The following is a 24,459-nucleotide window of genomic DNA, read 5'->3' as shown; positions in this document are numbered from 1 at the left end:
GCAAACTTCATCCTGTTCAGCAAACTATGGTAGAGGAATACGGAAGTCAATGCGGATTTTGCACACCCGGTATAGTAATGGCGATGTTCGGGTTGTACAAAGAACATCCAAATCCATCACGTGCTCAAATTGATGATGCCATCACAGGCAATCTGTGTCGCTGCACAGGTTACCGACCAATTGTCGATGCAGCATCGCATGCCTGCACACACAACGGAGTTGATCACTTCACCTCTGATGAACTTCGAATTATTGAAATGCTAAAGTCGATCCCGAGTGAATCAATTCATATTAAATCTAATAATCAACAATATTTCCGTCCAGCAAATTTGGAAGAAGCGTTATTGCTAAAGCAAAAATATCCAGATGCGATTGTTTTAAGTGGTGCCACAGACGTTGCCCTCAGAGTTACAAAGGGGCATGAACTTCTTACAGACCTCATTGATATATCCGGTATAGAAGAATTGAAAGTTGTCAAAGAAACGAAATCGGAACTTGCTATCGGTGCCGGTGTTGTACTGAACGATGTCCGGAAAAGTGTGGAGAAAAATTTCCCGGCATTGCATCAAATGTTAAATGTTTTTGCTTCAAATCAGATTCGTAATGTTGCAACGCTTGGTGGAAATCTTGGGACTGCTTCGCCAATAGGAGATGCACTTCCGATATTGATGGCTTATAATGCTAAACTTGAATTACAGAGTATAAACAGTAAACGCGAAGTTTCGCTAAACGATTATTTTATAGGTTACCGGAAAACTCTCCGCCAGCCGGATGAATTAATCACCTCAGTAATAATTCCAAAACTAAAAATTGGTGCAATTGTAAAATCGTATAAAGTTTCCAAACGGAAGGATTTAGATATTTCCACATTAAGCGCCGGGTTTAGTTTGGATTTAGATAAAGGCGTTGTAAAGTCAATTACATTAGCTTACGGTGGAATGGCAGTAACCACGAAACGTGCAAGCGCGACTGAAAATTTTCTCATCGGAAAATTCTGGGAAAGAGACACCATCGAAGAAGCAATGCAATTAATTGATAAAGATTTTACGCCGATTTCAGATGTGCGAGGAAGTGCGGAGTTTAGAAGAGTGGCTGCGAGAAATTTGTTGATAAAATTCTGGCAGGAAACAACTATTAAATAGAAGGTAGATTTTATGGAACAATTAACTATTAAAATAAATAATAATTCTGCACGTATACTTAAACTCGCTGCGAAAAGGAATGCGAAACAGCTCGATGATTACGTGCGAGAAATTCTCGAATGGTTCGCCTTGCGAGAAACCGATTCTCTGTTTCAATGGAAACCAATTAAAGGTTCCGGTAAAGGTGTAAAAAATGCTTCTCAAAACCATAATAAATCCTTATATGGAAAGAAACGATGATCGAAGAAATCTTTGCAGATACGAGCGGTTTTGTGGCACTTGGTAATGAAGATGATAGTTTTCACGCACAAGCCGATAAAATATTATCTTTACTGTTCCCATTCAAGTTTATAACAACGAATTATGTAATCGCCGAGACTATAACACACTTATTGTTTGACACACACCATAAGAATGCTGTTGCATTTGGAGAAATGCTTTTTTCTTCTAAGAATATCGAGATTATTTATATCGATACAGATATTGAGGCGAAAGCATGGTATTTGTTTAAAAAATACTCCGACAAAGATTTTTCTTTTGTTGATTGTACTTCGTTCGTTGTTATGCAGAATCGTTCTATCAAAAGGGTTTTTTCTTGCGATAAGCATTTTGAACAAATGAGGTTTGAGAATCTTTTAAAAACCAAATTAAAAAGTTAAGATCATGTTACAATTAAATTATTCATTAATTATTGAAGCGACTGAAGAACCTGACTATTTCGGTTTTTATTCACCGGAGTTAGAAGGATTTACCGGAATCGGTCATTCAATCGAAGATTGTTTATATAAAGCAAGATTTGGTATGATAGAACGTGTAAATCTGTTGCGAGAGCAAGGTTTACCTATTCCTTCTGAGGTTTATTTATGAAAGATTCTATTCCCCACGATTCCGCTTTTGGTCATGTTACCGGTGAAGCCGTGTATATAGACGACATACTCGTGAACGAGCAACTTCTCATCGGCAAAGTAGTTTACAGTCCTTATGCTCATGCAAAAATCAAGTCGTTTGATTTGACTGAAGCCAAGAAAGTTCATGGTGTCCATGCAGTTTTATCGTATAAAGATATTCCCGGACACAATCAGATGGGACCGGTCATAAAAGATGAACCGGTGCTCGCAGAAAACGAAGTAACTTGTGTCGGTCAGGCGGTGTTCCTCGTTGCCGCAGAAACTGAAGAACAATGCCGCCAAGCTGAAAAATTAATAAAAGTAGAGTACGAACCTCTCGATGCTATTTTGGATATCGAGACAGCAATAGAAAAAAATAATTTGTTAGGTCCACCACGTAAAATGGAAAGGGGTGATGCCGACTCGGCTTTTAAATTGGCGAAGCATATTATTCGCGGTGAACTTCGAACGGGTGCGCAGGAACATTGGTATCTTGAAACTCAGGCATGTCTCAGTATTCCTGGCGAAGGGAATGAAATCAACGTTTTCAGTTCAACTCAGCATCCGTCAGAAACTCAAACACTGGTTGCCGAAGTTCTCCGTATCAATCGAAATGAAGTCGTAGTAGAAGTCAGACGTATGGGCGGCGGCTTTGGTGGTAAGGAAACTCAAGGTAATCACGTTGCGTGTTGGTCGGCGCTATTGTGCAACGCTGCTAAACGTCCTGTAAAAATCAGATTGTTCCGTGATGACGATATGATAATGACGGGTAAGCGGCATCGTTATATTACGAAATATGAAGTCGGGTTTGATGATGAAGGTGAAATTACAGCATTGAAACTCGAGTTTAATAGCGATGGTGGAGCGGCAACGGATTTATCATTCGCGATTATGGAACGAACAATGCTTCACGCCGATAATTCTTACTACATTCCAAATATGTCAGTTACTGCGCTCGTTTGGAAAACGAATCTTCCATCCAATACTGCATTTCGGGGATTTGGCGGACCACAAGGAATGGCTGCAATGGAAACCGTAATAGACCGTGTCGCAAAATATCTACATAAAGACCCAACAGAAATTCGATATAAGAATTTTTATGGAATTGAAACACGCAACGTTACACACTACGGACAAACAGTCGAAAACAATCGACTCTATCTGATATATGACAAGTTGATCAAATCCTCTGAGTACGAAAAACGACGGAAAGAAATTGACGATTTTAATTCGAAGAATGAGTTTTGTAAAAAGGGGTTAGCTCTTACGCCTGTGAAGTTCGGTATTTCTTTCACGACCACATTTCTCAATCAAGCCGGGGCGCAAGTGAATGTTTACACTGACGGAACAATTCTCGTCAATCATGGCGGCACTGAGATGGGACAAGGACTTAATACAAAAATCCAGCAAATTGCCGCAGCTGAGTTTGGAGTGAGTACTGAAAAAGTAAAAGTAAATGCGACCAATACTTCCAAAATTCCTAACACTTCAGCTACGGCTGCATCTTCAGGTTCCGATATGAATGGTATGGCAGTTAAAAATGCAATCGATAAAATAAAAAATAGAATTTCGGAAGAAGTTGTAAAATTATTTAATGAACAACAATCCATTAATCCATCAATCCAATCATCCGTCATCTTTAGAGATGATTTCATTATCGACTCCGACAATTCCGATCGTCGAATTTCGTTTGTCGATGCAATGAGACAAATGAACTTGAGGCAAGTGAGTTTAAGTTCAACAGGTTTTTACAAAACTCCCGATATCGGCTGGGATAAAATCAGAGGGCAAGGCAAGCCTTTCTTTTACTATTCTTTCGGGATGGGAGTATCGGAAGTTATAGTAGATATTTTAACCGGTCAGCACACGCTTTTAAGAACAGATATTGTCCAAGATGTAGGCGATTCGATAAATCCCGGAATTGATATAGGACAGGTTGAAGGCGGTTTCATCCAAGGCGTTGGCTGGTGCACAACGGAAGAAATTAAATGGGACAGTAAAGGGAATCTGATGACTCACTCGCCGGATACATACAAGATTCCAACTGTTCAGGATATTCCTAAAGATTTTCGTGTTGGACTTTTGGAAAATGTGCCAAATCCTATCGGCACAATACGGCGGAGCAAAGCGGTTGGTGAGCCGCCGTTTATGCTTTCGCTTTCTGTTTGGCTTGCGATTAAAGATGCGATTTCTTCGGTTGCGAATCACGAGATGGAGCCGGAGTTTTCTCTGCCTGCGACTAATGAAGTAATTCTGATGGCGATTGAAAAGTTGAAACGGACAAGGATTGAAAAAAATATGAAAGGACGAATTATTTAATTTGGAATCATTTTACAAAGATACTTCTTTAGAAGCCAAGCGGATTCAATTTCAAATTTTACGGAGGATTGGAATTGCGAAACGTGCAGAGATGACATTTGAATTAAGCGATAATTTGCGGGCAATTACAGAATATGGAATCCGTTCTCGCCATCCAGAATATGATGATAGTAAAATTCGGCTCGAATTAGTTCGTCTTATTTTGGGTGAAAAATTATTTAATGAAATAAATAAAACAAAAAGTAATGAAGAAAAATGAGTCATAAAGAATTTATTACAAGGGTTGTAGAGATATTGGAGAAGATAGAAATACCTTATATGTTCACCGGCTCTATCGGCTCTAGTTTCCACGGAGAGCCGCGAGCAACAAATGATGTTGATGTGGTCATTACATTAACTCAGGAACAATTGCACAAATTAATTAATTCTTTTGGTAACGACTATTATGTAAGTGAGTCAGCAGCCTATGATGCTTTTGATCGCCATACGATGTTCAACGTAATTGATAATAAAACAGGATGGAAGGCAGATTTTATAATTTTAAAAATGCGCCCTTTTAGTATTCAAGAATTTAAACGCCGGAAGTTACACCAGTTTGGTGATATAAATGTGTTTATTGTGTCGCCTGAAGATGCAATTCTCAGTAAGCTTGAATGGGCAAAAGAAACTTTATCGGAAAAACAATTTCAAGATGCACTAGGTGTTGCAGTTGTGCAATGGAAAGAGTTAGATAAAGAATATTTACGGATATGGGCAGTTGAATTAAATATACAAGGAGCCATAGAAAATCTTCTCAACCAAGCCGAAAAAATTCAGTCTGAAAAAGAAATATTATGAATAAATACATTTTATCATCAGTAGGGCGAAATAAATGCTGGCAGAAACATCAGAAAGATTACAAAATATGTTAACCAACTTTGTTACTTCACTCAAATGTCTTAAATGCGGCAAAGAATATCCCGCTGATAATCGCTTTACCTGTACTGATTGCGGAATTCAAGGAATACTTGATGTGCAATACGACTATGGCAAAATTCGAAATTCGGAATTCGAAATTCGAAATCGTCCCTTCGACCACTGGCGTTACAAAGAACTTCTCCCGGTTTCCCCTAGTATTCCATTCCCTCATCTTCACATCGGCTGGACTCCGGTTTACGATGTCCCAAGACTCGCAAAGTATATTGGTATCTCAAAACTTTATCTTAAGGATGACGGTCGAAATCCAACTAATTCATTTAAGGATAGGGCAAGCTCTGTTGGTGTGATGAAAGCAATCGAGTTTGGTTTCGGTGAAATCGCTTGCGCCTCCACTGGAAATGCCGCATCATCGCTTGCAGGATTTTCAGCGGCGGTTGGTTTGAAAAGCTTTATATTTGTTCCAAAGCGTGCGCCCGAGCCAAAGTTAACCCAGTTACTAATTTTTGGTGCGACTGTTTTACGGGTTAACGGAACTTACGAGCAAGCATTTGATTTATGTGGAGAAGCGTGTAAGAAGTTTGGTTGGTACAACCGAAGCAGCGGAATTAATCCATACTTAGTTGAAGGTAAAAAGACCGCCGGACTTGAAATCGCTGAACAACTTCGCAAAAATATGCCCGACTGGGTTGTTGTCTCTGTTGGCGATGGCTGCACAATAGGCGGCATCGGCAAGGGTTTGCAGGAAATGAAAAAACTTAGATTTATTGATCGTGTTCCGAGATTGTTGGGCGTTCAGGCAGAAGGCGCCAAACCAATTTATAATGCTTTTAATTCGGGAAAGGATTTGATCCCATCCGTTACGAACACAATAGCTGATAGTATCGCAGTTGGAACACCACGTAACTGGAGAAGGGCGATTCAGCAAGTTAGATTGTCGCACGGTGAGATGATAACAGTGAGCGACGAAGAAATTTTAGAAGCAATGCGGGTTACAGCCCGACTCGGTGGAGTGTTTGGTGAGCCGGCTGGAGTAACGGGTTCAGCAGGTTTGCACAAAGCTCTTCAAAAAAGTATTGTGAAGGCGAACGAATCAGCGTTAGTTGTAATTACCGGAAATGGATTGAAAGATATTCAGTCAGCAAAAAAGGCAACAGGTGAGGTTATCGATATTGAACCAAACCTGATTGATTTGGAAAAGAAATTAAAATGATATATTAAAACAATGTCTCAATACTTACTTAAAAACGGTACTATTCTAAATTTATTCCCCTCTGAATTTAAACAAAATGATGTTCGAATTTCAGATGGAAAAATTATTGAAACAGGGAAATCTTTAAAGCAAAAAGCGGGCGAGGAAGTAGTCGATTGTTCCGGTAAATTCATTATGCCCGGACTCGTGAACTCGCACACTCATCTCTATTCTGCGCTTGCGCGAGGAATGTCGGGTACCAAAAAGCCTCCTGCAAACTTCGTTGAAATCCTGGATAAAGTATGGTGGAAACTTGATGAGGCATTAGATGAAGAATCGGTTTACTACAGCGCACTCGTTGGCGCAATTGAAGCTGTTAAATATGGTACCACAACTTTAATCGACCACCACGCAGCGCCAAATTTTATTTCAGGATCACTAGATGTAATTCAAAAGGCGATGAGCGACATAGGTATGCGTGGAATCCTTTGTTACGAAACCACCGACCGCGGCGGAATGAAAAAAAGAGATAAAGGGTTGCAGGAGAACGAAAGATTTCTTTTAAAGAATCAGAACAATCCGAATTTTAGGGGAATGATTGGCGCGCACGCATCTTTTACTTTGAGCGAAGATTCCATGAAAAAACTGGGTGAGTTGGTTAAAAAGCATAAAAGCGGAATACATATCCACGTTGCTGAAGCTAAGGCAGATGTGTTTGATGCAGAAGAAAATTACAAAGTTAACATCATTGACCGATTGGAAAATCACGGCTTACTTACAAATAGTTCAATTATCGCTCATGGTGTTCACCTTACCGCGAAAGAGATTTCTAAAGTCAGCAAATATAAGACGTGGTTAATTCATAATCCAAGATCGAATATGAATAACCGAGTTGGTTATGCGCCGCTGAATTTATTCGGTGAACGAACCGCTCTCGGAACTGACGGTTTTCCTGCCGATATGTTCGAGGAAGCAAAGATAGGTTTTTTTAGAAATCAGGAATCAGTTCATCAAACAAGATTCACAAGAATTGCTGAAATGCTTCAAACCGGACAGATGATTGTCTCTGAGTTTTTCGGAGAAAAGTTTGGGGTGATTTCAAAAGGCAGTCAAGCCGATTTAGTTATACTCGATTACAAATCTCCTACGCCATTATCTAAAGAAAATTTAATCGGGCATTTTATTTTCGGTATGAACTCATCAATTGTCGAGAGTGTAATGATAAACGGCAAATGGGTGATGTGGAACCGGCAATTTTTTGGAGTCGATGAGGAAGTTGTGATGAGAGAAGCACAAAAGGTTACACAGAAGTTTTGGAAAAGGATGAATGATTAATTTTCGAAATTGTTACTTAAATTCGCCAGTGCATTCCAACTGTTCAGTTTTTCCTTTCTCATCTAATTTAAACTTTATAGTTCCATAATTTAATTTTGAGGTTCCTGTAAAAATAATTTTTTCAGAAAATACTTCTGACGTATAGAAAGCATTTTCGGTAGTATTCATATTAGATGAGATTTGAAATCCCTCAAAACTACCTCCGCCGCCACCCATTGATTTGGGACGTATTCTAAATTGATAAGCAGAAGCGGATAAATGCATAATCTCTGAAATAATCATGTTCTTACTGGCAATTATTGATTCTTGATATAGCCGTTCGGCTGAAATTACATATCTCCCTTTTTCTATATCAGCAGTCCGCCCTTCAAGTATGATAATTCGATTATTCAAATTTTTTATAACATTGGCTAGACTATCAACTCTTCTCTCTAATATTTTCTCTTTTTTGGTTTGTGCGAGAATTAAGTTAGAGCTTATTAAAATGAAAAGTAAAATAAGTAACAATCTCAAAAATATACCTGTTGTTTTCATATAAAACCTATCTTGAAAGTTAATTTCTATTTTGAATATATGTATTATTTAAAGCAATATCAAAAAAACATAATATAGTCTTCAAAATGTTATGAATTTCTCTCAAATTTTTTTATATTTAACCCGAAATGGATAGTCAAAATCAAAATAAAATAATCGGAAGCCCCCAAAGGCGGGTCGATTCCATTGGAAAAGTTACCGGAACCGCCAAATTTGCAGAGGATTATAATGTTCTCCATCAGTTATATGGAAAGGTGCTGCGATCCAAATATCCCCACGCAAAAATTCTTAGTATTGATACATCCAAAGCCGAACAGTTGGAAGGTGTTGAAGCAATTCTTACTGCAAACGACATCCCCGGCAATAAAGTTTTTGGCATTGTAGTCAAAAATCAAGCGATTCTTGCCATCGATAAGGTTCGATATTTAGGCGATGGCATCGCGCTGGTTGCTGCCAAGACAAATGAAATTGCCGAACAGGCAATAGCTTTAATTGATGTCGAATATGAACCTCTTCCTATAATCGCAGACCCCGAAGAATCAATTAAAACCGATGCAGTCAAAATTCACGGAGACGATAATACATTTGTTCACCACAAAGTTCGTAAGGGTGATATCGAGAAAGGTTTTGCCGAAGCAGATTTTATTTTAGAAAAGAAATTCAAAACTCAATTCATCGAACATTCATACATTGAGCCGGAAGCAGTTCTTGCAGAACTTGCAGAACACGGTGGAGTAAAAATAACCGGTTCGGTTCAAAATCTTTTTTCAAGTCGCCGCTCAGTCGCCGCAGCGTTAAACTTAGATTTGAATAAAGTTCAAATTATTCAAGCTACACTTGGCGGGTCATTCGGTGGTAAGGATGAAGTAATGACATCGATGTGCTGCCGCGCTGCTCTTTTGTGTTTGAAAACAGGTAAACCGGTTAAGATGGTGAACACTCGCGAAGAGTCGATGTTGGAAAGTTACAAACGGCATCCGTACGTTCTCTACTATAAATGGGGTGTAAAGAACGACGGCTCGATAACGGCAATGGAAATAAAGTGCATCGCAGACGGCGGCGCTTATGCATCGATGAGTCCATTTGTTACATGGCGATCGGTTGTTCAGGCAACAGGTCCATATTATTGTGAAAATGTGAAGACAGATGTTTACGCTGTTTACACGAACAACAACTACACTGGTGCGATGCGCGGATTTGGTTCACCGCAAGTGAATTTTGCAATCGAATCGATGATGGATGAGTTGGCAGAGAAAGTAGGTAAGAATCCGATTGAAATCCGACTTCAAAATGGATACGAGCGTGGTGCAGTAACTGCTACAGGACAAAAATTAGATCACAATGTAAGTTATAAAGAAGTTCTCAGGAAAGCTGCTGAAGCAATTAACTTTGAAGAGAAGTGGGAAAAGTATCGTTCTGCACAAAACACACCGATTAAAAAAGGTATCGGCTTGGCGAGTAGTTACCGCGGAGTTTCGTTGGGCGCCGAAGGTACCGACGCAGTCGGAACAATCGTGTCTGTTCAAACTGATGGCAGTGTAATAGTATCATCCGGAATTACAGATATGGGACAAGGTGCGCAAACTCAGATGTCTCAGATTACCGCCGAGGTACTCGGGATCTCGATGGAGCGAATCCAATTTCTCAATACGAATACAAGTCGTGTTCCTGATTCAGGTCCGACGGTTGCTTCGCGCGGAACTATCATGTCGGGGAGTGCGGCGAAGAAAGCGGCAGAGATAGTAAAATCAACTTTATTGAGCGTTGCCTCCGAAATGACAGGAGTCGCGCTGCAAAATCTCGATATTAAAAATAATTATCTCGTTGATGTGTTGAATGATCAGAAGCTCGCTTCATTTTCAGAATTAGCGGATGAGTGTTTTAACAAAGGCAAACCGATGTATGGACTCGGCTGGCACAAATCACCGCACACGAGTTGGGACGAAGAGCACGGGCAGGGTGATGCGTACTATACATTCGTTTACGGAACAAACATCGCCGAGATTGAAGTGGATACTGAAACCGGCAAAGTAAATGTTATCGATTTTGTATCGGCACACGATGTTGGAAAAGCAATAAATCGGAATACTGTTCTCGGACAAATTTACGGCGGTGTTGCAATGGGGCTGGGTTACGGAATGCTTGAAGAATTTGAATTCGAGAATGGAATTCCTAAACAATTAAATTTTGATGAATATCTGATTGCAACGGCGATGGATGTCCCTCCAATTAAAGCGATTATTGTAGAAAATGAAGACGCTGCAGGTCCCTTCGGTGCAAAATCGATTGGCGAACCAGCAACTGAATTGGCAGCTCCTGCACTTGTAAATGCAATTTACAATGCTACCGGAAAAAGAATTTATGAAATACCCGCAAATCTTGAGAGAGTTCTTCTTGGTCATAAATTAACCCGCACAGGTGAACGCGGATCCGTTCAAAAAGAAAAGGAAGAAACTCTAATTCTTGATTCCTGTAAAACCCGAACGATTGAGAAATGAAACCATTTGAATACATATCTGCAAAAACAATTAATGAAGCAACCGAAGTACTGAAAGTACTTCAAAGCGAAGCGCGAATAATAGCCGGTGGCACTGATGTATTGATTGAACTTCGCCGTCCGAATGCAAAAACTCCACAAACAATTATCGATATAACATCTATCGATGAGTTGAGAGGAATTTCCGAATCGAACGGTTCGATAATTTTGAAACCACTTGCAACTCACACCGAAATTCAAAAATCCAATATAATTAAAAAGTATGCTGGACTATTAGGCGAGGCGGCTTCTGTAATCGGGGCACCCCAAATCCGAAACCGCGGAACTGTTGGCGGAAATGTAATGAATGCTGCTACTTGTGCCGATACGGTTCCGGCTTTAGTTGCGCTCGGCGCTGACGTTACACTTCAATCAGTTGCTGCAGCCCGAACGATGCCGATTGTTGATTTTTTTATCAAGCCATACAAAACACAAGCAAATCCTGACGAAATTTTAACGGAGATTAAATTTCAAAAACTTCCGAGATATGCAAAAAGTTCATTCATCAAACTTGGCAGGCGCAATGCGCTTTCGATTTCAAGATTAAGTGTTGCAACAATTCTCCTCTATAATGACGCTGGTAAGATTATCGAAGCGAGGATTGTTCCCGGTGCGGCCTTACCCGTTTGGCAACGAGTTACTGAAGCTGAACAAATTCTAATAGGTGAAAAACCTTCCACGAAATTGTTTGAAGCTGCCGGAAAAAAAGTTTCTGAGGTAATGATCTCTTTTACCGGACGTCGTTGGTCGACCGAGTATAAAGAACCAGTGATTGGGGCTTTAGTGAGAAGGGCGTTGGAAAAAGCAAGCAATTACAATTATTAAAAATTATTACAATCGTTAATAAATGAAAAAAATTCAAATAACCACAACTATAAATAACAAACCTCGCAAACTCGAAATCAATCCTAATCAAACTCTGCTTGACTTGCTCCGAGATGAATTTGGTTTAACAGGCACTAAACGTGGATGTGAAGTTGGCGAGTGCGGCGCTTGTACCGTTCTCATCAACGGTGAGGCAGTGAATTCCTGTCTTGTGCTTGCTCCTCAAATCGAAGGAAAAGAAGTCTTGACGATCGAAGGATTAGCTGAGAAAGGCGAACTTCACCCACTACAAAAATCATTCATGAAGCACGATGCCGTTCATTGCGGATACTGCACCCCGGGGATGATAATGAGTGCAAAACAATTAGTTGATGAAAATCCGAATCCGACTGAAGAAGAAATACGAACGGCGATATCGGGTAATCTATGTCGCTGCACAGGTTATGTTCAAATTGTCGATGCGATTAAAGAAGTTTAAAAAAAATAGGAAGAACTGATAAACACGTTGTGATTCCTCTCTCACACGGAGGTTTCAATATTAGTAATCAATCAAAAGGAATAATCATGAGAAAAGATAAAAAATCTAAATTTGTAACAGAATTTCTTACCGATGCAAAGCTTCGTGCAGAGATTGAGAAATGTGAATATTGTGAAGAAAAACCCTGTAAGGAAGCATGCCCGGTGGATTGTTCCCCGGCTGATTTTATTATGGCTGTGAAAGTCGGCAGTCGTGCTGATTACCGACGATCTGCCGCACTCATCATGGGAAGCAATCCTCTTGGCGGAGTGTGCGGTGCAGTTTGTCCTGATACACATTGCATGAAGGCGTGCGTTCACAGAACTTTTGATTCTGCGGTAAATATTCCGGCTGTGCAGGCAACTATTATTGAAAAAGCAAAACAACTGGATGTAATGCCGAAGTTTGTTCCGTCAGCTAACGCAGAACTTATTGGTAAGAAAGTTGCAATAATAGGTGGGGGTCCGGCAGGAATCGGAGCGGCAGCCGTCGTTGCTCAAAAGGGTTATACTATCGATATTTTTGATAAGTCAAATACTTTGGGGGGAATGTGTAACTTGATTCCGGACTCACGACTATCACCAAATGTTTTGAAGACCGACTTAGATTTCTTTTTAACTTTAGGAAAAATTTCTTTCAAGGATATGAAAAAATTACCCGCGGGTATGAAAGGATATGATGCCGTTCTCAATGCCACGGGATTAGATGAAGTATTCATTCCTCCCATGATTGGCAGCGAATCAGCGATCGACTGGATGAAATATCTCAGTAACGCTAAACGATATTCAGTAAAGGGAAAGCGAGTTGCAATTATTGGAGGTGGTGCGGTTGCGCTTGATTGTGCTGAGGAAGCTCTCGCACACGGCGCATCAAACGTCGAGATGTTTGCTCTCGAAACCTGGTCGGAGATGCCGCTGACTGCGAAAGAAAGACAAGCAACACAGGAGTTGGGTATTGCCATATCAGGAAGAGTACGAGTTTCAGAAATTCTGAAAAAAGGTAAATTCATTGTCGGATTAAAAACTATTAAAGTTGTGTTGCCGCGCGGCAAGAAGTTCCATCCGAAAAACATAATTGATTTGAAGGGAACAGAACAAGTCCTTCCGAACGTAGATTACGTAATTATTGCAACCGGTGCTCGTTCGTCTGATATAAAAACAAATGATGCTCGAGTGTTTTACACAGGCGACATGGTAACCGGTCCGACTACAGTCGTTGAAGCAGTAGCAGCGGGAAAAAATTCCGCCCTGGAAATTGATGCGTATATTTCCGGAAGGCGCTATAAACCGGATATTACTAAATTCGATGGAAAAACAAAGAGTCGTGTAATTATGTCGGGGCGGGTTATGCTGCCGGTTCCGATCGATGCAGAGTTCTTTGGGCGCAAGATATTATCGCCATTCTTACTTTCTGCCGCTCCGCCATCCGACGGTTACGAGCAAATGAAAAAAGCTTACGAAGCGGGTTGGGCTGGCGGCGTGATGAAAACCGCATTCGATAACATTCCTATTCACATCCCTTCGGAGTACATGTTCGCTTTCTCGAAATCGACTTATGCTAATTGCGACAATGTTTCGGGACATCAACTTGAACGCGTTTGTCGCGAAGTAAAGAAGTTGGTAAAGGAATTCCCTGACAGATTAACAATTGCTTCAACGGGCGGTCCGGTAACCGGGAATGATGAACTTGATAAAGCAGTCTGGCAATCTAACACTAAAAAGTTAGAGGCAGCGGGCGCTATGGGAATCGAGTATAGTCTTTCTTGTCCGCAAGGCGGAGATGGAACAAAGGGCGACATCGTTTCTCAGGATGCTGAATTGACTGCAAAGATAATAGATTGGATAATGGAAGTCGGCGATGCCGGTGTTCCGAAGCTATTCAAATTAACGGCAGCAGTTACGGCGATTTATCCAATAATTACTGCCATCAAAGAAGTTTTTTCTAAATATCCTAATAAAAAAGCCGGTGTTACGCTTGCGAATACTTTCCCGACGCTTGCATTCAGACAAGGTGATAAAAAATCATGGGAAGAAGGAGTTGTTGTAGGAATGAGTGGGGAAGGTGTTATTCCAATCTCAAATCTGACACTCTCGAACGTTTCAAAATTGGGTGTAACAGTTTCCGGGAATGGTGGTCCGATGGACTACAAATCGGCTGCTAATTTTTTAGCGCTCGGTGCAAGAACTGTACAATTTTGTACTATCGTAATGAAATACGGATACGGTATAATTGATGAGCTTCATTCAGGTTTAAGTTATCTTATGCAGGAAAGAGGTATCAGTTCAGTTAATGAACTTATCGGATATGCACTTCCGGATCCAATTACCGGTTTTATGGAATTAACTCAGGTGAAAAAAATCTCTGCAGTCAATGCTGAGTTATGTCAACACTGCGGCAATTGTACGCGATGTCCTTACTTTGCAATCGAACTCGATTCAAAGAAAATACCTGTAACCGATCCTGAACATTGTATCGGCTGCTCGATCTGCGCTCAAAAGTGTTTCTCGGGTGCGTTGTATATGCGTAAACGGACGAAGCATGAACTTCAAATACTAAACGAGGCTTAATATGACACTACTAATTAAAAATGGAATAATAATTACACTCGGCGAAAAAAACCGGGTACTTTACGATCATGCCGTACTATGTGAGGATGGATTAATTAAATCAATCGCTCCTGTAAAATCTTTTACCGGTACTTATGATAAAGTCATCGATGCGGCTGGTAAGGTTGTAATGCCGGGATTTATAAATTCCCACATGCACTTTTACTCTACTATGGTACGTGGCTACGGTAAAGCAGCTCCATCGAAGGACTTCAATGAAGTTCTGCACAATCTTTGGTGGCGTCTTGATAAGCAATTAATTTTAGATGATTGCTATTACAGCACATTGATACCGGCGATCGATGCAGTCAGGCACGGTACTACAACATTAATCGATCACCATGCAAGTCCATTTGCGGTACTCGGATCATTAGGAAGAATTGCTGATGCAGTAAAAGAAGTCGGACTCCGCGCATCTTTGTGTTACGAAGTGTCGGATCGCGATGGACAAAAAATTGTCGATGAGGGAGTTAAGGAAAACACTGACTTCATATCTCGCTGTAATAATGATAAACAAAATCAGTTTAAAGCTTTGTTCGGACTTCATGCATCATTTACTGTCGGAGACGCGACACTTGAAAAAGCCGCATCTCTCGGAAAAGATTTGGGCGTTGGTTTTCATGTCCACACAGCAGAAGCGAACTCAGACCAGATACACTCCGAATCTCAGTACAAGATGCGTGTTGTTGAGAGGTTTAAAAAGTTCGGAATTCTGGGATCAAAGACTATTGCTGCTCATTGTGTTCATGTAAACGAAAAAGAGATGGAGATATTAGCTGAAACGGGTACCGCAGTTGCTCATAATCCTCAATCAAACATGAACAATGCGGTTGGTGTTGCTGATATTATTAAGATGAATGAAAAAGGTATTATGGTCGGACTTGGAACTGATGCCATGACGGTCAATATGCTTGAAGAAGTTCGCTCAGCTCTTTGGGTGCAACATTTAGCGCAGAAGAACCCAAGCGTTGGATTTACGGAAGCTTTATCTACACTTCTTGTTAACAATGCACGCATAGCCAACCGCTACTGGAAACCTTTTGTTGGTGAGTTGAAGGAAGGCTATGCTGCTGATGTCGTTCTTATAGATTACTATCCTCCAACGATATTTGACGAAACGACATTTCTGGGTCATCTCGCTTTCGGCATTTCACAATCTACAGTCGACACAACCATAGCCGGTGGAAAAGTGCTTATGGAGAACCGGCAATTAAAAATAGATATAGATGAAGAAAGAATAAATGCTCGATCCAGAGAATGTGCTCAAAAACTATGGGATAGAATGTAGGTAAAGGATGTTGTTACGGCGGATCGATGTGCTGAAATGAAAGTCACGAGATGAACATGCGATCACAAATTGTGATAGGATCAATAGTGAATATCGACCATGTGGCAGCAAATTGCGACCGCATCAGATGTAGAGATTTATGATTAAGAAAAGCAATAATATTCCTGTTGATGAAGAATATAAAACTTTGACATCGCAATTTGCGAGGTCAAAGAAAGGTCGCGGTGGTCGCCGGGTATTGCCATTTGCTTTTACTGAACACGGTGCTATAATGGCGGCAAATGTTCTTAACAGTCCGAGAGCGGTACAAATGAGTGTGTTCGTAGTTCGTGCTTTCGTAAAAATGAGGGAAGTATTCACCGCAAATAAGGCGATTACAGAGAAGTTAGCAGAATTAGAAAAGAAACTTACGAGCAGATTGGATGTTCATGAAAAAGCGATTATCCACATATTAAAAGAAATAAAAAAATTGATGCCGTTACCTTTGCCGGAGCCAAAACGCAGACCGATTGGCTTTATAACACAGGAAGATAAGAATGGAAAGTAAATTCTAAAATATTAAATTATGGCTTCTAAGAAAAAATCCGTACTGAGGAAAAGTCCAATTGTGCAAGCAGCTCATGCACAATTGAAGAATATTCCATCAGGTTATCCCAGATTTTTATCAAATATCAAGGAGTGCATTGCTCAAGCAAGAGTACGTGCTTCACTTTCGGTCAACCGAGAGCTTATTGAACTTTACTGGTACATCGGTAAAATGATTGTGGAACGCCAGGAACGTGAAGGTTGGGGTAAGTCTATAGTTGAACGACTTGCGGTTGACCTTCAGCGCGAATTTCCGGATATGCATGGATTCTCCTCTGGCAATATTTGGCGAATGAGGGCACTATATGTATCCTATTCTGAGCAATCTCAAATTCTCGCACAACCTGTGCGAGAATTGACTACCGCTAATCTGCCTCAAGCTGTGGCAGAAATACCCTGGGGTCACAACGTGACTTTGCTTGAAAAATTGAAAAATACAAATGAACGTCTCTGGTACGCTGAACAAACGATTCAAAATGGCTGGAGTCGTAATGTTCTATTTCACCAAATTGAAAGTGGTCTTTACAAACGACAAGGAAAAGCAATTTCAAATTTCCCAAAGTCATTGCCATCCCCACAGTCCGATCTTGCTCAGCAATTATTAAAGGATCCGTACTCGTTTGATTTTCTCAATATCGGAACGAAAGCGAACGAGCGCGATCTTGAAAGATCTCTCGTTGAGCATCTTAAAGAGTTTTTACTGGAACTAGGTGTTGGATTTGCATATGTCGGTCAGCAGTACCACTTGGAAGTCGGTGGACAAGATTACTATCTTGATTTGCTTTTCTACCATACTCGACTACATTGTTATATTGTTATCGATCTAAAGGTTTCAGAGTTCCAGCCGGAGTTTGCCGGGAAGATGAACTTCTATCTTTCGGCTGTCGATGATATACTTTACCAATCGAATGATCAACCAAGCATCGGGATAATTCTGTGCAAATCGAAAAACAAAATGATTGTTGAATATGCACTGCGAAATACGAGTAAGCCAATTGGTGTAGCGGCATACCGATTGACAAAGTTATTGCCGAAAAACCTAAAAGGAAGTCTCCCAACAATCGAAGCACTTAAAAATGAACTAACTAAAACATCTCCAGAGAAAAAGAAAGACACTAAAAGAAAACAGGATAAATAAATGTCAAAAATAATCAAACAAATAAATTCTGAAGTAGTAAAAAAGACTGCAAATCGTTGCCGGGAAAAAGGAATTGTTGTCCCAACTTTTAAACAAATGAGAAACCCTGAAACGATTCCGGATAAATTAAAATCAAGACTTCCGAAAGTTGGTTTGTGGGATGTTAATCCGCTCAATCTCTTCCGAATTACTTGGAAGAACGATGTTAAAACCGGATTGTTTGGCGGTGTAAATTATCTTGAAATTCCGAAAGAAATCACAGGAGTCAAAGCAAGGATTATCGGACTAGTAGGCAAATATTTCCCAACAGGTGCGCATAAAGTCGGTGCGGCATTTGGTTGCCTTGTACCACGACTCGTAAGCGGAGAATTCAACCCTGAAAAACATAAAGCCGTTTGGCCCTCCACGGGTAATTACTGTCGTGGTGGTGCATTCAATTCTGCTTTACTCGGCTGTACTGCTGTTGCAATTCTTCCCGAAGAAATGTCCAAAGAACGTTTTGATTGGCTGAAAGAAATCGGCGCAGAAGTAATTGCAACACACGGCTGCGAGTCAAACGTGAAAGAAATTTATGATAAATGCTGGGAACTCAAAAAGGATCCTCTTAATATTATTTTCAATCAATTTGAAGAATTCGGAAATCCAATCTGGCATTATAACGTAACAGGTCCTGCTGTTGAAGAAGTATTTCAATCACTCAAGATGAAAAATGGTCGGGCGGCTGCATTCATCTCTGCCACAGGTTCTGCCGGTACAATTGCCGCCGGAGATTATCTCAAATCAAAATACCCTCACTTAAAAATTGTTGCCACAGAGGCGCTCCAGTGTCCGACACTTTTTATGAACGGCTTCGGCGGTCATCGCATAGAAGGTATTGGAGATAAGCATGTTCCGTGGGTTCACAACGTCCGAAATACCGATGCGGTTGCGGCAATCGATGATGAGGATTGCATGCGAGTTCTTAGATTATTCAATGAAGATGAAGGAAAGAAATATTTGGAAAGTATTGGAGTACAAAGTACAAAGTACAAAGAACTCTCATTGCTCGGTATTTCAGGTATCGCCAATATGCTTGCAGCGATAAAGACTGCAAAATATTTCGAGATGACTGAGGATGATGTTATCTTCACAATGTTCACAGACTCGGCGGATATGTATGCATCTCGCGTGATTGAATTGGAAAAAGAACACGGAAAATATTCTTTCATTGAAGCCGCAAAAGGACACAATGCTCCAATACTCCATCAATCCACAGACTTTTTCAAAGAGCTTACATACTATGACCGAAAATCTATCCATAATCTCAAGTATTACACTTGGGTTGAACAACAGGGCAAAACTTATGAAGAGATTAATGAACAATGGAATCCTGAATACTGGCGTAGTTTGTTCGAGGATGAAGTTGAGTATTTTGATCAATTGATAAATGAGTTTAACCGTATGGTTGAAGCTGTTTAACTTTTTTTTTGTGAGATTATTAAATCTTTTTTATATTATATCAAATTGTAATAAGATGAGATAAAGCAATGAATAATAGAATCACATCAAACCCGGATATTTGTAGTGGTGAGCCGTGTATTTCTGATACAAGGATCCCTGTGTCGGTAATTCTTTCGCATTTGGCTGCTGGTGAAACTTATGAAAATATCTTAAAAAATTTCCCACGATTGAATAAAGAAGATATATTAGCGGTATTGGAATTCGCTGCGTTTCTAGCAACGGAAAAGACAGTTCCCGCTGAATGAAAATTGTTATCGATGAAAATGTAAGTTTAGGATTAGCATCTTTATTAAGAGGAAGAGGGTTTACAGTTACAGCTATTGCAGAAATCGCAGATCGGGGGATGAGCGATGAAGAAGTGTGGTCTCTTGTAAAAGAAGAGTCCAGTTTACTAATTGAAAAATTTATCTCAAATTATCCATTCGAAAATTACACAGGTAAATTAGTAACACTATCCCAAAAAGAAGTTAAAATTCGTTAAATAAATAACAGGCAAAAACACATTATGAATATTCCATATGAAAAAATTCTTGAAACAGCAAAGAAAAATGAAAAAGAAGTTGCACAATTCCTTCGCGACATTATCGCAATCAAATCTGTAAGCAGTCAGGAAGGAAAAGTTGTTGAACGCATTAAGCAAGAAATGGAAAAAATCGGTTACGACGAAATTGTAATCGATGGGATGGGCAATATTCTCGGACGAATCGGAAACGGTAAACATATCATCGCAATGGATGCACACATCGATACCGTAGATGTTGGCAACCCTGAAAATTGGACTGTCGATCCGTTCGTTGGCGCGATGAAAGACGGTATTATTTATGGCCGAGGCGCTTGCGACATGAAAGGTGCTATGGCATCCCTCGTTTACGGGGGAAAAATTATTAAAGATTTACAATTGCAAGATGACTTTACACTTTATATTGTAGGCAGTGTTCAGGAAGAAGACTGCGACGGTTTGTGCTGGCAATATATTATCAACGAATTAAAATTAAAACCAGAAGTTGTTGTTATTGCAGAGCCGACAAATCTTGGTGTTTTTCGTGGTCAGCGAGGAAGGATGGAAATAGAAGTTCGCGTTAAAGGAATTTCTTGTCATGGCTCTGCACCCGAGCGTGGCGATAATGCGGTTTACAAAATTGCGCCCATCGTATTAGACATTGAAAAGTTAAATGAACGGCTTACCGGTGAACCGTTCCTTGGAAAAGGAACAGTAACGATTTCAGAAATTCGTTCGACAACCCCCTCGCTTTGCGCTGTTGCCGACTCTGCCACAATTCATCTTGATAGACGCCTTGCCGCCACGGAAACATGGGAATCTGCAGTAAAAGAAATTCAAGATTTAGAAAGTGTTAAAAAAGTAAATGCCGAAGTTGTTGTGCTCGATTATGCCGTTCCAAGTTGGAAGGGCTTAACATATCCGACAAAAAAATATTATCCAACGTGGCTTTTGCCTGAAGACCATCAAGTGTTAAAGGCGGGAGTTAGTACGTATGAAAAATTATTTAACGAACAACCGGTTGTGAACAGATGGGTGTTCAGCACGAACGGTGTTGCAATTATGGGAATGCACGCCATTCCATGTGTCGGCTTCGGACCCGGAAATGAAATCCATGCACACATGGCAACCGAACAAATTCCCGTAGAACATTTAGTAAAAGCAGCGGCATGGTATGCGGCTTTTCCATTTGAGTATCTTCAAATTGACAATTAGCCATTAGCTATTAACAATTAGAATATGTTCAAAAAATAACGGTCAATGGTTAATAGTCAATTATCAATTGACAATTGGATATCAACAATCAACAATTTCGAAAAAAATTAGCGATAATATGGCAAAAGGAGACGATATACAAGAGAGATTCATCAACTTTTCTGTTAGTATTATAAAGCTCTGTGAAAAATTGCCTGACAACTATACGGGTAGGCATCTTTCAAATCAACTTCTACGATGTGGAACCTCACCTGCTCACAATTATGGTGAGGCTAGAGGTGCTGAGAGCAAAAGAGATTTTTTACATAAGTTGGGAATTGTTTTGATAGAGCTGAATGAAACTCAAATTTCGCTTGAGATAATAAAAAGAAGCAAAATAATCTCAAACGAGATTATTGGTCCAATCGCGGAAGAATGTATTCAGCTTTCAAAAATAATTAATTCGAGTATTACAACTGCAAAAGGTAAAAAAAATATTTAATGGTCAATGGCTAATAGTCAATTTTCAATTGCCAATTAGCGATTAACAATTAACGATTAGAATTCTTGAAATAAATAATCATCTAAAATTAAAGGAAACACAATGCCAACAAAACTACCAAAACTCCCGAACACAGTCCGGGGGAAAGATTACATCGAAACAAAGGACTGGTCAGTAAAAGAAATCGAGCTTGCACTGAAAGTTGCAGCCGATTTAAAAATACGTTTCAGAAAAGGTCAGCCACATCGCTACCTGCCGGACAAGACAAACTTCTTGTTTTTCTTCGACAAATCGACAAGAACAAGAAACTCGTTTGAAGCTGGTTTAACACAGCTCGGAGGTCACGCTCACTTTATCTCTGCCGAAACCTCACAAGTTGCGCACGGTGAATCGCCGAAAGATATGGGAATAATACTTTCGAGCTACGGACATGCAATCGCCATCCGCCACGACTTGGTTCCGGGCGAAGGCAACAAGTATATGCGGGAAGTTGCTGAACATGCCGATGTGCCGGTTATGAATTTGCAATGCGATATCGACCATCCTTTCCAGGCGCTTGCCGACTTGATGACAATCCGGGAAGAGTTCGGAAAGAATTTACGCGGTAAAAAAATTGCCGTGTCGTGGGCTTATGCACCGAGTTACGCAAAGCCGATGTCCGTCCCGCAAGGTTTGATAACTTTGATGCCGCGCTTCGGACTTGATGTAGTACTTGCACATCCGCCGGAATACAAACTGATGGATAGCGAAGTTGAATACGCGAAGAAAGCTGCAAAAGAAAACGGAACGAAATTCGAAATAGTAGATAATATGGATGAAGCTTTCGAAAGCGCTCATATAGTTTATCCAAAATCGTGGGGAATTGAATCTCTTTTCCATACACCCGAAAAAGCTTTAGAGATTTCGAAGAAATACAAAAATTGGATTTGCGACGAAGAAAAAATGAAACTCACTGCAAAAAAATCAATCTACATGCACTGCTTACCAGCAGACCGCGGTTACGAAGTAACCGATGCTGTTATTGATGGTTCACACTCACGTGTATTCCCCGAAGCAGAAAATCGTTTGCACACTTGTAAAGCGGTTATGGCTTTAACGATGTAAATAATGGTCAATAGTTAATAGTCGATTGTCAATTGAAAATTAACAATTAGTAATTAACAATTTAAATTTTAATAGTGAACGTAATCAGATAGTAGAAACTATCTTCTGCTATCTGATTTTTTTTAATATGTGTTTTAATTTTTATATTTGTACATAACTTAGCCATTTCAGAAAATTATTAGAATAACAAATGAATACATCAATTTACGGAGTTATACTCGCCGCTGGAGAATCCATAAGGATGGGTTCACCGAAGGCGCTTCTACAAATTAAAGGGAAGACTTTTCTTCAACATCTCGTAGCAACATTGCGAAATGCAGGGTTACATGAAATTAGTGTCGTATTAGGACATGATTCTGATAAAATCATAGCTCAACTTCCAGACTTGAAAATTGATTTCGTTATAAATGAGAATTATCAAAAAGGACAACTCTCTTCGATACAAGTGGCTATAAAAAGTGCACCCAATGATTGCGATGCGATTATGATTTGTCCGATTGATAGACCTTTAATCTCATCCGAATTGATTAAAAAACTGATTGAGGCATACTCGAAAACAAAACCACCGATCGTTGTACCGATATTCGATGCAAAGAGAGGCCACCCTATAATATTTTCATCTTCTTTATTCTCTGAATTAATGCGAGCGCCTCACGATATTGGTGCCCGCGCAGTAGTCTGGGCACATCATAATGAAGTTATCGAAGTTCCTACCGGGGAAGAAGGGATTCTTATTAATGTTGATACACCAGAGATTTTTGAAAAATATATTAACCAAATGAATATTGAATGAAAAGTATATTCGAAAAAATATGTAATTTCCTTGAGTTAAACCAGCATGGCATGCTTGCGACAATTGTGTGGACGTCTGGCTCAACTCCCGCCCCCGCACAATCGAAAATGCTGCTCGGCATAGACGGAAACCGGATTGCCGGAACAATCGGCGGAGGATGTGTCGAGGATGCAGTTATGCGAAGAGCGGCTGCAATTCAAGATAAAAATATAGCTGTAATTTTGGATTTCGAATTGAATGACGACGACGCAGAAACCGGGTTAATATGCGGCGGTACTCTGAAAGTATTAATCGAACCAATAAACATTTCGCATCAACAGTTGTTCAAAAAACTTTCTGAGAGATGCGATGCCGGACTAGAAACCATACTCGTATCCAAAATTGGTAAAGATAATAATTCTGAAAAATCGATATACGATAAAGCTAACCGATTGCTGTTAGGCAATTTAAGTGAAATTAAATCGTTCCCTAAAAATGTATTAGAAAAATTTATTCCGGTGATGCAAAATATTGAAGATGATTTATACATCTATGAGCCAATCGAGGGAAAGGCACCGCTTTATATCTTCGGAGGCGGGCATGTCGGCAAAGCTGTTTCTAAATTTGCTGCCCCGTGCGGTTTCAGCGTTACTATAGTTGATGATAGAATTGAATACACCAACCGTGATAAATTTCTGGAGGCTGACAAAACGATATGCTTACCTTTCAGAAATATTTCTGAACATCTTAAAATCGAAGAAACAGCTTTTGTGATAATCGTAACTCGCGGGCACAGCTACGATGAGTTAGTGCTTGAGCAGATTCTAAAATTCAAACCAAAATATATCGGGATGATTGGAAGTAAACGGAAAGTATTAGTTTCTTACAAAAATCTAATAGCGAAGGGATTAGACGAATCGAGACTGAAAAATATATTTGCACCTGTCGGATTAGACATCGGTGCAATTTCGGTGGAGGAGATTGCGGTGAGTATTGTTGCCGAAATGGTGAGTGTGAGAAGAAAAAATATTACTCATAGTGTGAGCCACAAAAAAATCTCAAATTGAAA

Annotated in this window: 25 protein-coding genes; 24 read left to right on the top strand and 1 reads right to left on the bottom strand. The window is 40.0% G+C overall.

Features of this window, described 5'->3' with window-relative positions:
• The 9 genes from QME58_06940 to ssnA (QME58_06900) form a co-directional block, all read left to right on the top strand.
• The coding region (locus QME58_06940; protein ID MDI6803567.1) for an FAD binding domain-containing protein at positions 1 to 1,142 on the top strand (1,142 nt) is incomplete at its 5' end.
• Positions 1,143 to 1,154: 12 nt separating this feature from the next.
• On the top strand, positions 1,155 to 1,382 hold the full coding sequence (locus QME58_06935; GenBank protein MDI6803566.1) for a hypothetical protein: 228 nt from the start codon (positions 1,155 to 1,157) through the stop codon (positions 1,380 to 1,382).
• The gene (locus QME58_06930; GenBank protein ID MDI6803565.1) at positions 1,379 to 1,801 is read left to right on the top strand and encodes a PIN domain-containing protein; all 423 of its coding nucleotides are present in this window, start codon (positions 1,379 to 1,381) and stop codon (positions 1,799 to 1,801) included. The genes QME58_06935 and QME58_06930 overlap by 4 nt, the downstream gene beginning before the upstream one ends.
• Before the next feature lie 4 nt (positions 1,802 to 1,805).
• The gene (locus QME58_06925) at positions 1,806 to 2,009 is read left to right on the top strand and encodes a type II toxin-antitoxin system HicB family antitoxin (GenBank protein MDI6803564.1); all 204 of its coding nucleotides are present in this window, start codon (positions 1,806 to 1,808) and stop codon (positions 2,007 to 2,009) included.
• A complete protein-coding gene (gene xdhB / locus QME58_06920; protein MDI6803563.1) occupies positions 2,006 to 4,348 on the top strand; it encodes a xanthine dehydrogenase molybdopterin binding subunit in 2,343 nt (780 codons plus the stop codon). Before QME58_06925 ends, xdhB begins: the two co-directional genes overlap by 4 nt.
• A 1-nt stretch (position 4,349) precedes the next feature.
• Positions 4,350 to 4,607, top strand: a complete 258-nt coding sequence (locus QME58_06915; protein ID MDI6803562.1) for a hypothetical protein — start codon at positions 4,350 to 4,352, stop codon at positions 4,605 to 4,607.
• The gene (locus QME58_06910) at positions 4,604 to 5,185 is read left to right on the top strand and encodes a hypothetical protein (protein MDI6803561.1); all 582 of its coding nucleotides are present in this window, start codon (positions 4,604 to 4,606) and stop codon (positions 5,183 to 5,185) included. Before QME58_06915 ends, QME58_06910 begins: the two co-directional genes overlap by 4 nt.
• Positions 5,186 to 5,219: 34 nt before the next feature.
• Positions 5,220 to 6,476, top strand: coding sequence for a threonine synthase (gene thrC, locus QME58_06905; protein ID MDI6803560.1), 1,257 nt, complete (start codon positions 5,220 to 5,222; stop codon positions 6,474 to 6,476).
• Positions 6,477 to 6,488: 12 nt separating this feature from the next.
• Positions 6,489 to 7,790, top strand: a complete 1,302-nt coding sequence (gene ssnA, locus QME58_06900; GenBank protein MDI6803559.1) for a putative aminohydrolase SsnA — start codon at positions 6,489 to 6,491, stop codon at positions 7,788 to 7,790.
• A 12-nt stretch (positions 7,791 to 7,802) separates the two neighbouring features.
• Here the strand turns inward: ssnA (QME58_06900) and QME58_06895 are convergent, their stop codons facing one another.
• On the bottom strand, positions 7,803 to 8,324 hold the full coding sequence (locus QME58_06895) for a hypothetical protein (protein MDI6803558.1): 522 nt from the start codon (positions 8,322 to 8,324) through the stop codon (positions 7,803 to 7,805).
• Positions 8,325 to 8,452: 128 nt separating this feature from the next.
• Here QME58_06895 and QME58_06890 point away from each other — a divergent pair, with 128 nt between their 5' ends.
• From QME58_06890 to QME58_06820, 15 genes are all read left to right on the top strand, one after another.
• Positions 8,453 to 10,822, top strand: coding sequence for a xanthine dehydrogenase family protein molybdopterin-binding subunit (locus tag QME58_06890; protein ID MDI6803557.1), 2,370 nt, complete (start codon positions 8,453 to 8,455; stop codon positions 10,820 to 10,822).
• The gene (locus tag QME58_06885; protein MDI6803556.1) at positions 10,819 to 11,685 is read left to right on the top strand and encodes an FAD binding domain-containing protein; all 867 of its coding nucleotides are present in this window, start codon (positions 10,819 to 10,821) and stop codon (positions 11,683 to 11,685) included. Before QME58_06890 ends, QME58_06885 begins: the two co-directional genes overlap by 4 nt.
• Before the next feature lie 22 nt (positions 11,686 to 11,707).
• Complete coding sequence (locus QME58_06880; protein ID MDI6803555.1) at positions 11,708 to 12,163, top strand: (2Fe-2S)-binding protein; 456 nt, start codon at positions 11,708 to 11,710, stop codon at positions 12,161 to 12,163.
• A gap of 86 nt (positions 12,164 to 12,249) precedes the next feature.
• Positions 12,250 to 14,769, top strand: a complete 2,520-nt coding sequence (locus QME58_06875; GenBank protein ID MDI6803554.1) for an FAD-dependent oxidoreductase — start codon at positions 12,250 to 12,252, stop codon at positions 14,767 to 14,769.
• A 1-nt stretch (position 14,770) separates the two neighbouring features.
• Positions 14,771 to 16,096 carry a putative aminohydrolase SsnA gene (gene ssnA, locus QME58_06870; protein ID MDI6803553.1) on the top strand — a complete coding sequence of 442 codons (1,326 nt, stop codon included), beginning with the start codon at positions 14,771 to 14,773 and terminating at the stop codon, positions 16,094 to 16,096.
• Between the two features lie 139 nt (positions 16,097 to 16,235).
• Positions 16,236 to 16,643: an ORF6N domain-containing protein gene (locus tag QME58_06865; GenBank protein MDI6803552.1), complete on the top strand. Its 408-nt coding sequence runs from the start codon at positions 16,236 to 16,238 to the stop codon at positions 16,641 to 16,643.
• 18 nt (positions 16,644 to 16,661) lie between these two features.
• Positions 16,662 to 17,819 carry a PDDEXK nuclease domain-containing protein gene (locus tag QME58_06860; GenBank protein MDI6803551.1) on the top strand — a complete coding sequence of 386 codons (1,158 nt, stop codon included), beginning with the start codon at positions 16,662 to 16,664 and terminating at the stop codon, positions 17,817 to 17,819.
• Positions 17,820 to 19,277 (top strand): pyridoxal-phosphate dependent enzyme, encoded by a 1,458-nt coding sequence (locus QME58_06855; protein ID MDI6803550.1) that lies wholly within the window; start codon positions 17,820 to 17,822, stop codon positions 19,275 to 19,277.
• A 68-nt stretch (positions 19,278 to 19,345) separates the two neighbouring features.
• On the top strand, positions 19,346 to 19,564 hold the full coding sequence (locus tag QME58_06850) for a DUF433 domain-containing protein (protein ID MDI6803549.1): 219 nt from the start codon (positions 19,346 to 19,348) through the stop codon (positions 19,562 to 19,564).
• A complete protein-coding gene (locus QME58_06845; GenBank protein MDI6803548.1) occupies positions 19,561 to 19,800 on the top strand; it encodes a DUF5615 family PIN-like protein in 240 nt (79 codons plus the stop codon). The genes QME58_06850 and QME58_06845 overlap by 4 nt, the downstream gene beginning before the upstream one ends.
• A 24-nt stretch (positions 19,801 to 19,824) precedes the next feature.
• Positions 19,825 to 21,033: a YgeY family selenium metabolism-linked hydrolase gene (locus QME58_06840; GenBank protein MDI6803547.1), complete on the top strand. Its 1,209-nt coding sequence runs from the start codon at positions 19,825 to 19,827 to the stop codon at positions 21,031 to 21,033.
• Between the two features lie 118 nt (positions 21,034 to 21,151).
• Positions 21,152 to 21,514, top strand: coding sequence for a four helix bundle protein (locus QME58_06835; protein ID MDI6803546.1), 363 nt, complete (start codon positions 21,152 to 21,154; stop codon positions 21,512 to 21,514).
• A gap of 102 nt (positions 21,515 to 21,616) precedes the next feature.
• A complete protein-coding gene (locus QME58_06830) occupies positions 21,617 to 22,618 on the top strand; it encodes an ornithine carbamoyltransferase (GenBank protein ID MDI6803545.1) in 1,002 nt (333 codons plus the stop codon).
• Between the two features lie 190 nt (positions 22,619 to 22,808).
• Entirely contained in the window at positions 22,809 to 23,411 is a 603-nt protein-coding gene (locus QME58_06825; GenBank protein ID MDI6803544.1) for a nucleotidyltransferase family protein, read from the top strand.
• Positions 23,408 to 24,457, top strand: a complete 1,050-nt coding sequence (locus QME58_06820) for an XdhC family protein (protein MDI6803543.1) — start codon at positions 23,408 to 23,410, stop codon at positions 24,455 to 24,457. Before QME58_06825 ends, QME58_06820 begins: the two co-directional genes overlap by 4 nt.
• Positions 24,458 to 24,459 lie beyond the last annotated feature (2 nt).

The sequence above is a fragment of the Bacteroidota bacterium genome (assembly GCA_030017895.1).
In the GTDB taxonomy this organism is placed as follows: Bacteria; Bacteroidota; Ignavibacteria; order UBA10030; family BY39; genus JASEGV01.
This window is presented reverse-complemented; position numbering and strand designations above follow the sequence as displayed.

Coding starts and splice junctions, on each gene's coding strand:
- QME58_06865 (MDI6803552.1), top strand. CDS start 16,236: ATGATTAAGAAAAGCAATAATATTCCTGTTGATGAAGAATATAAAACT.
- QME58_06910 (MDI6803561.1), top strand. CDS start 4,604: ATGAGTCATAAAGAATTTATTACAAGGGTTGTAGAGATATTGGAGAAG.
- xdhB (MDI6803563.1), top strand. CDS start 2,006: ATGAAAGATTCTATTCCCCACGATTCCGCTTTTGGTCATGTTACCGGT.
- QME58_06930 (MDI6803565.1), top strand. CDS start 1,379: ATGATCGAAGAAATCTTTGCAGATACGAGCGGTTTTGTGGCACTTGGT.
- QME58_06820 (MDI6803543.1), top strand. CDS start 23,408: ATGAAAAGTATATTCGAAAAAATATGTAATTTCCTTGAGTTAAACCAG.
- QME58_06840 (MDI6803547.1), top strand. CDS start 19,825: ATGAATATTCCATATGAAAAAATTCTTGAAACAGCAAAGAAAAATGAA.
- QME58_06855 (MDI6803550.1), top strand. CDS start 17,820: ATGTCAAAAATAATCAAACAAATAAATTCTGAAGTAGTAAAAAAGACT.
- QME58_06935 (MDI6803566.1), top strand. CDS start 1,155: ATGGAACAATTAACTATTAAAATAAATAATAATTCTGCACGTATACTT.
- thrC (MDI6803560.1), top strand. CDS start 5,220: ATGCTGGCAGAAACATCAGAAAGATTACAAAATATGTTAACCAACTTT.
- QME58_06835 (MDI6803546.1), top strand. CDS start 21,152: ATGGCAAAAGGAGACGATATACAAGAGAGATTCATCAACTTTTCTGTT.
- QME58_06830 (MDI6803545.1), top strand. CDS start 21,617: ATGCCAACAAAACTACCAAAACTCCCGAACACAGTCCGGGGGAAAGAT.
- ssnA (MDI6803553.1), top strand. CDS start 14,771: ATGACACTACTAATTAAAAATGGAATAATAATTACACTCGGCGAAAAA.
- QME58_06885 (MDI6803556.1), top strand. CDS start 10,819: ATGAAACCATTTGAATACATATCTGCAAAAACAATTAATGAAGCAACC.
- QME58_06875 (MDI6803554.1), top strand. CDS start 12,250: ATGAGAAAAGATAAAAAATCTAAATTTGTAACAGAATTTCTTACCGAT.
- QME58_06825 (MDI6803544.1), top strand. CDS start 22,809: ATGAATACATCAATTTACGGAGTTATACTCGCCGCTGGAGAATCCATA.
- QME58_06860 (MDI6803551.1), top strand. CDS start 16,662: ATGGCTTCTAAGAAAAAATCCGTACTGAGGAAAAGTCCAATTGTGCAA.
- QME58_06850 (MDI6803549.1), top strand. CDS start 19,346: ATGAATAATAGAATCACATCAAACCCGGATATTTGTAGTGGTGAGCCG.
- QME58_06890 (MDI6803557.1), top strand. CDS start 8,453: ATGGATAGTCAAAATCAAAATAAAATAATCGGAAGCCCCCAAAGGCGG.
- QME58_06880 (MDI6803555.1), top strand. CDS start 11,708: ATGAAAAAAATTCAAATAACCACAACTATAAATAACAAACCTCGCAAA.
- QME58_06845 (MDI6803548.1), top strand. CDS start 19,561: ATGAAAATTGTTATCGATGAAAATGTAAGTTTAGGATTAGCATCTTTA.
- QME58_06925 (MDI6803564.1), top strand. CDS start 1,806: ATGTTACAATTAAATTATTCATTAATTATTGAAGCGACTGAAGAACCT.
- QME58_06895 (MDI6803558.1), bottom strand. CDS start 8,324: ATGAAAACAACAGGTATATTTTTGAGATTGTTACTTATTTTACTTTTC.
- ssnA (MDI6803559.1), top strand. CDS start 6,489: ATGTCTCAATACTTACTTAAAAACGGTACTATTCTAAATTTATTCCCC.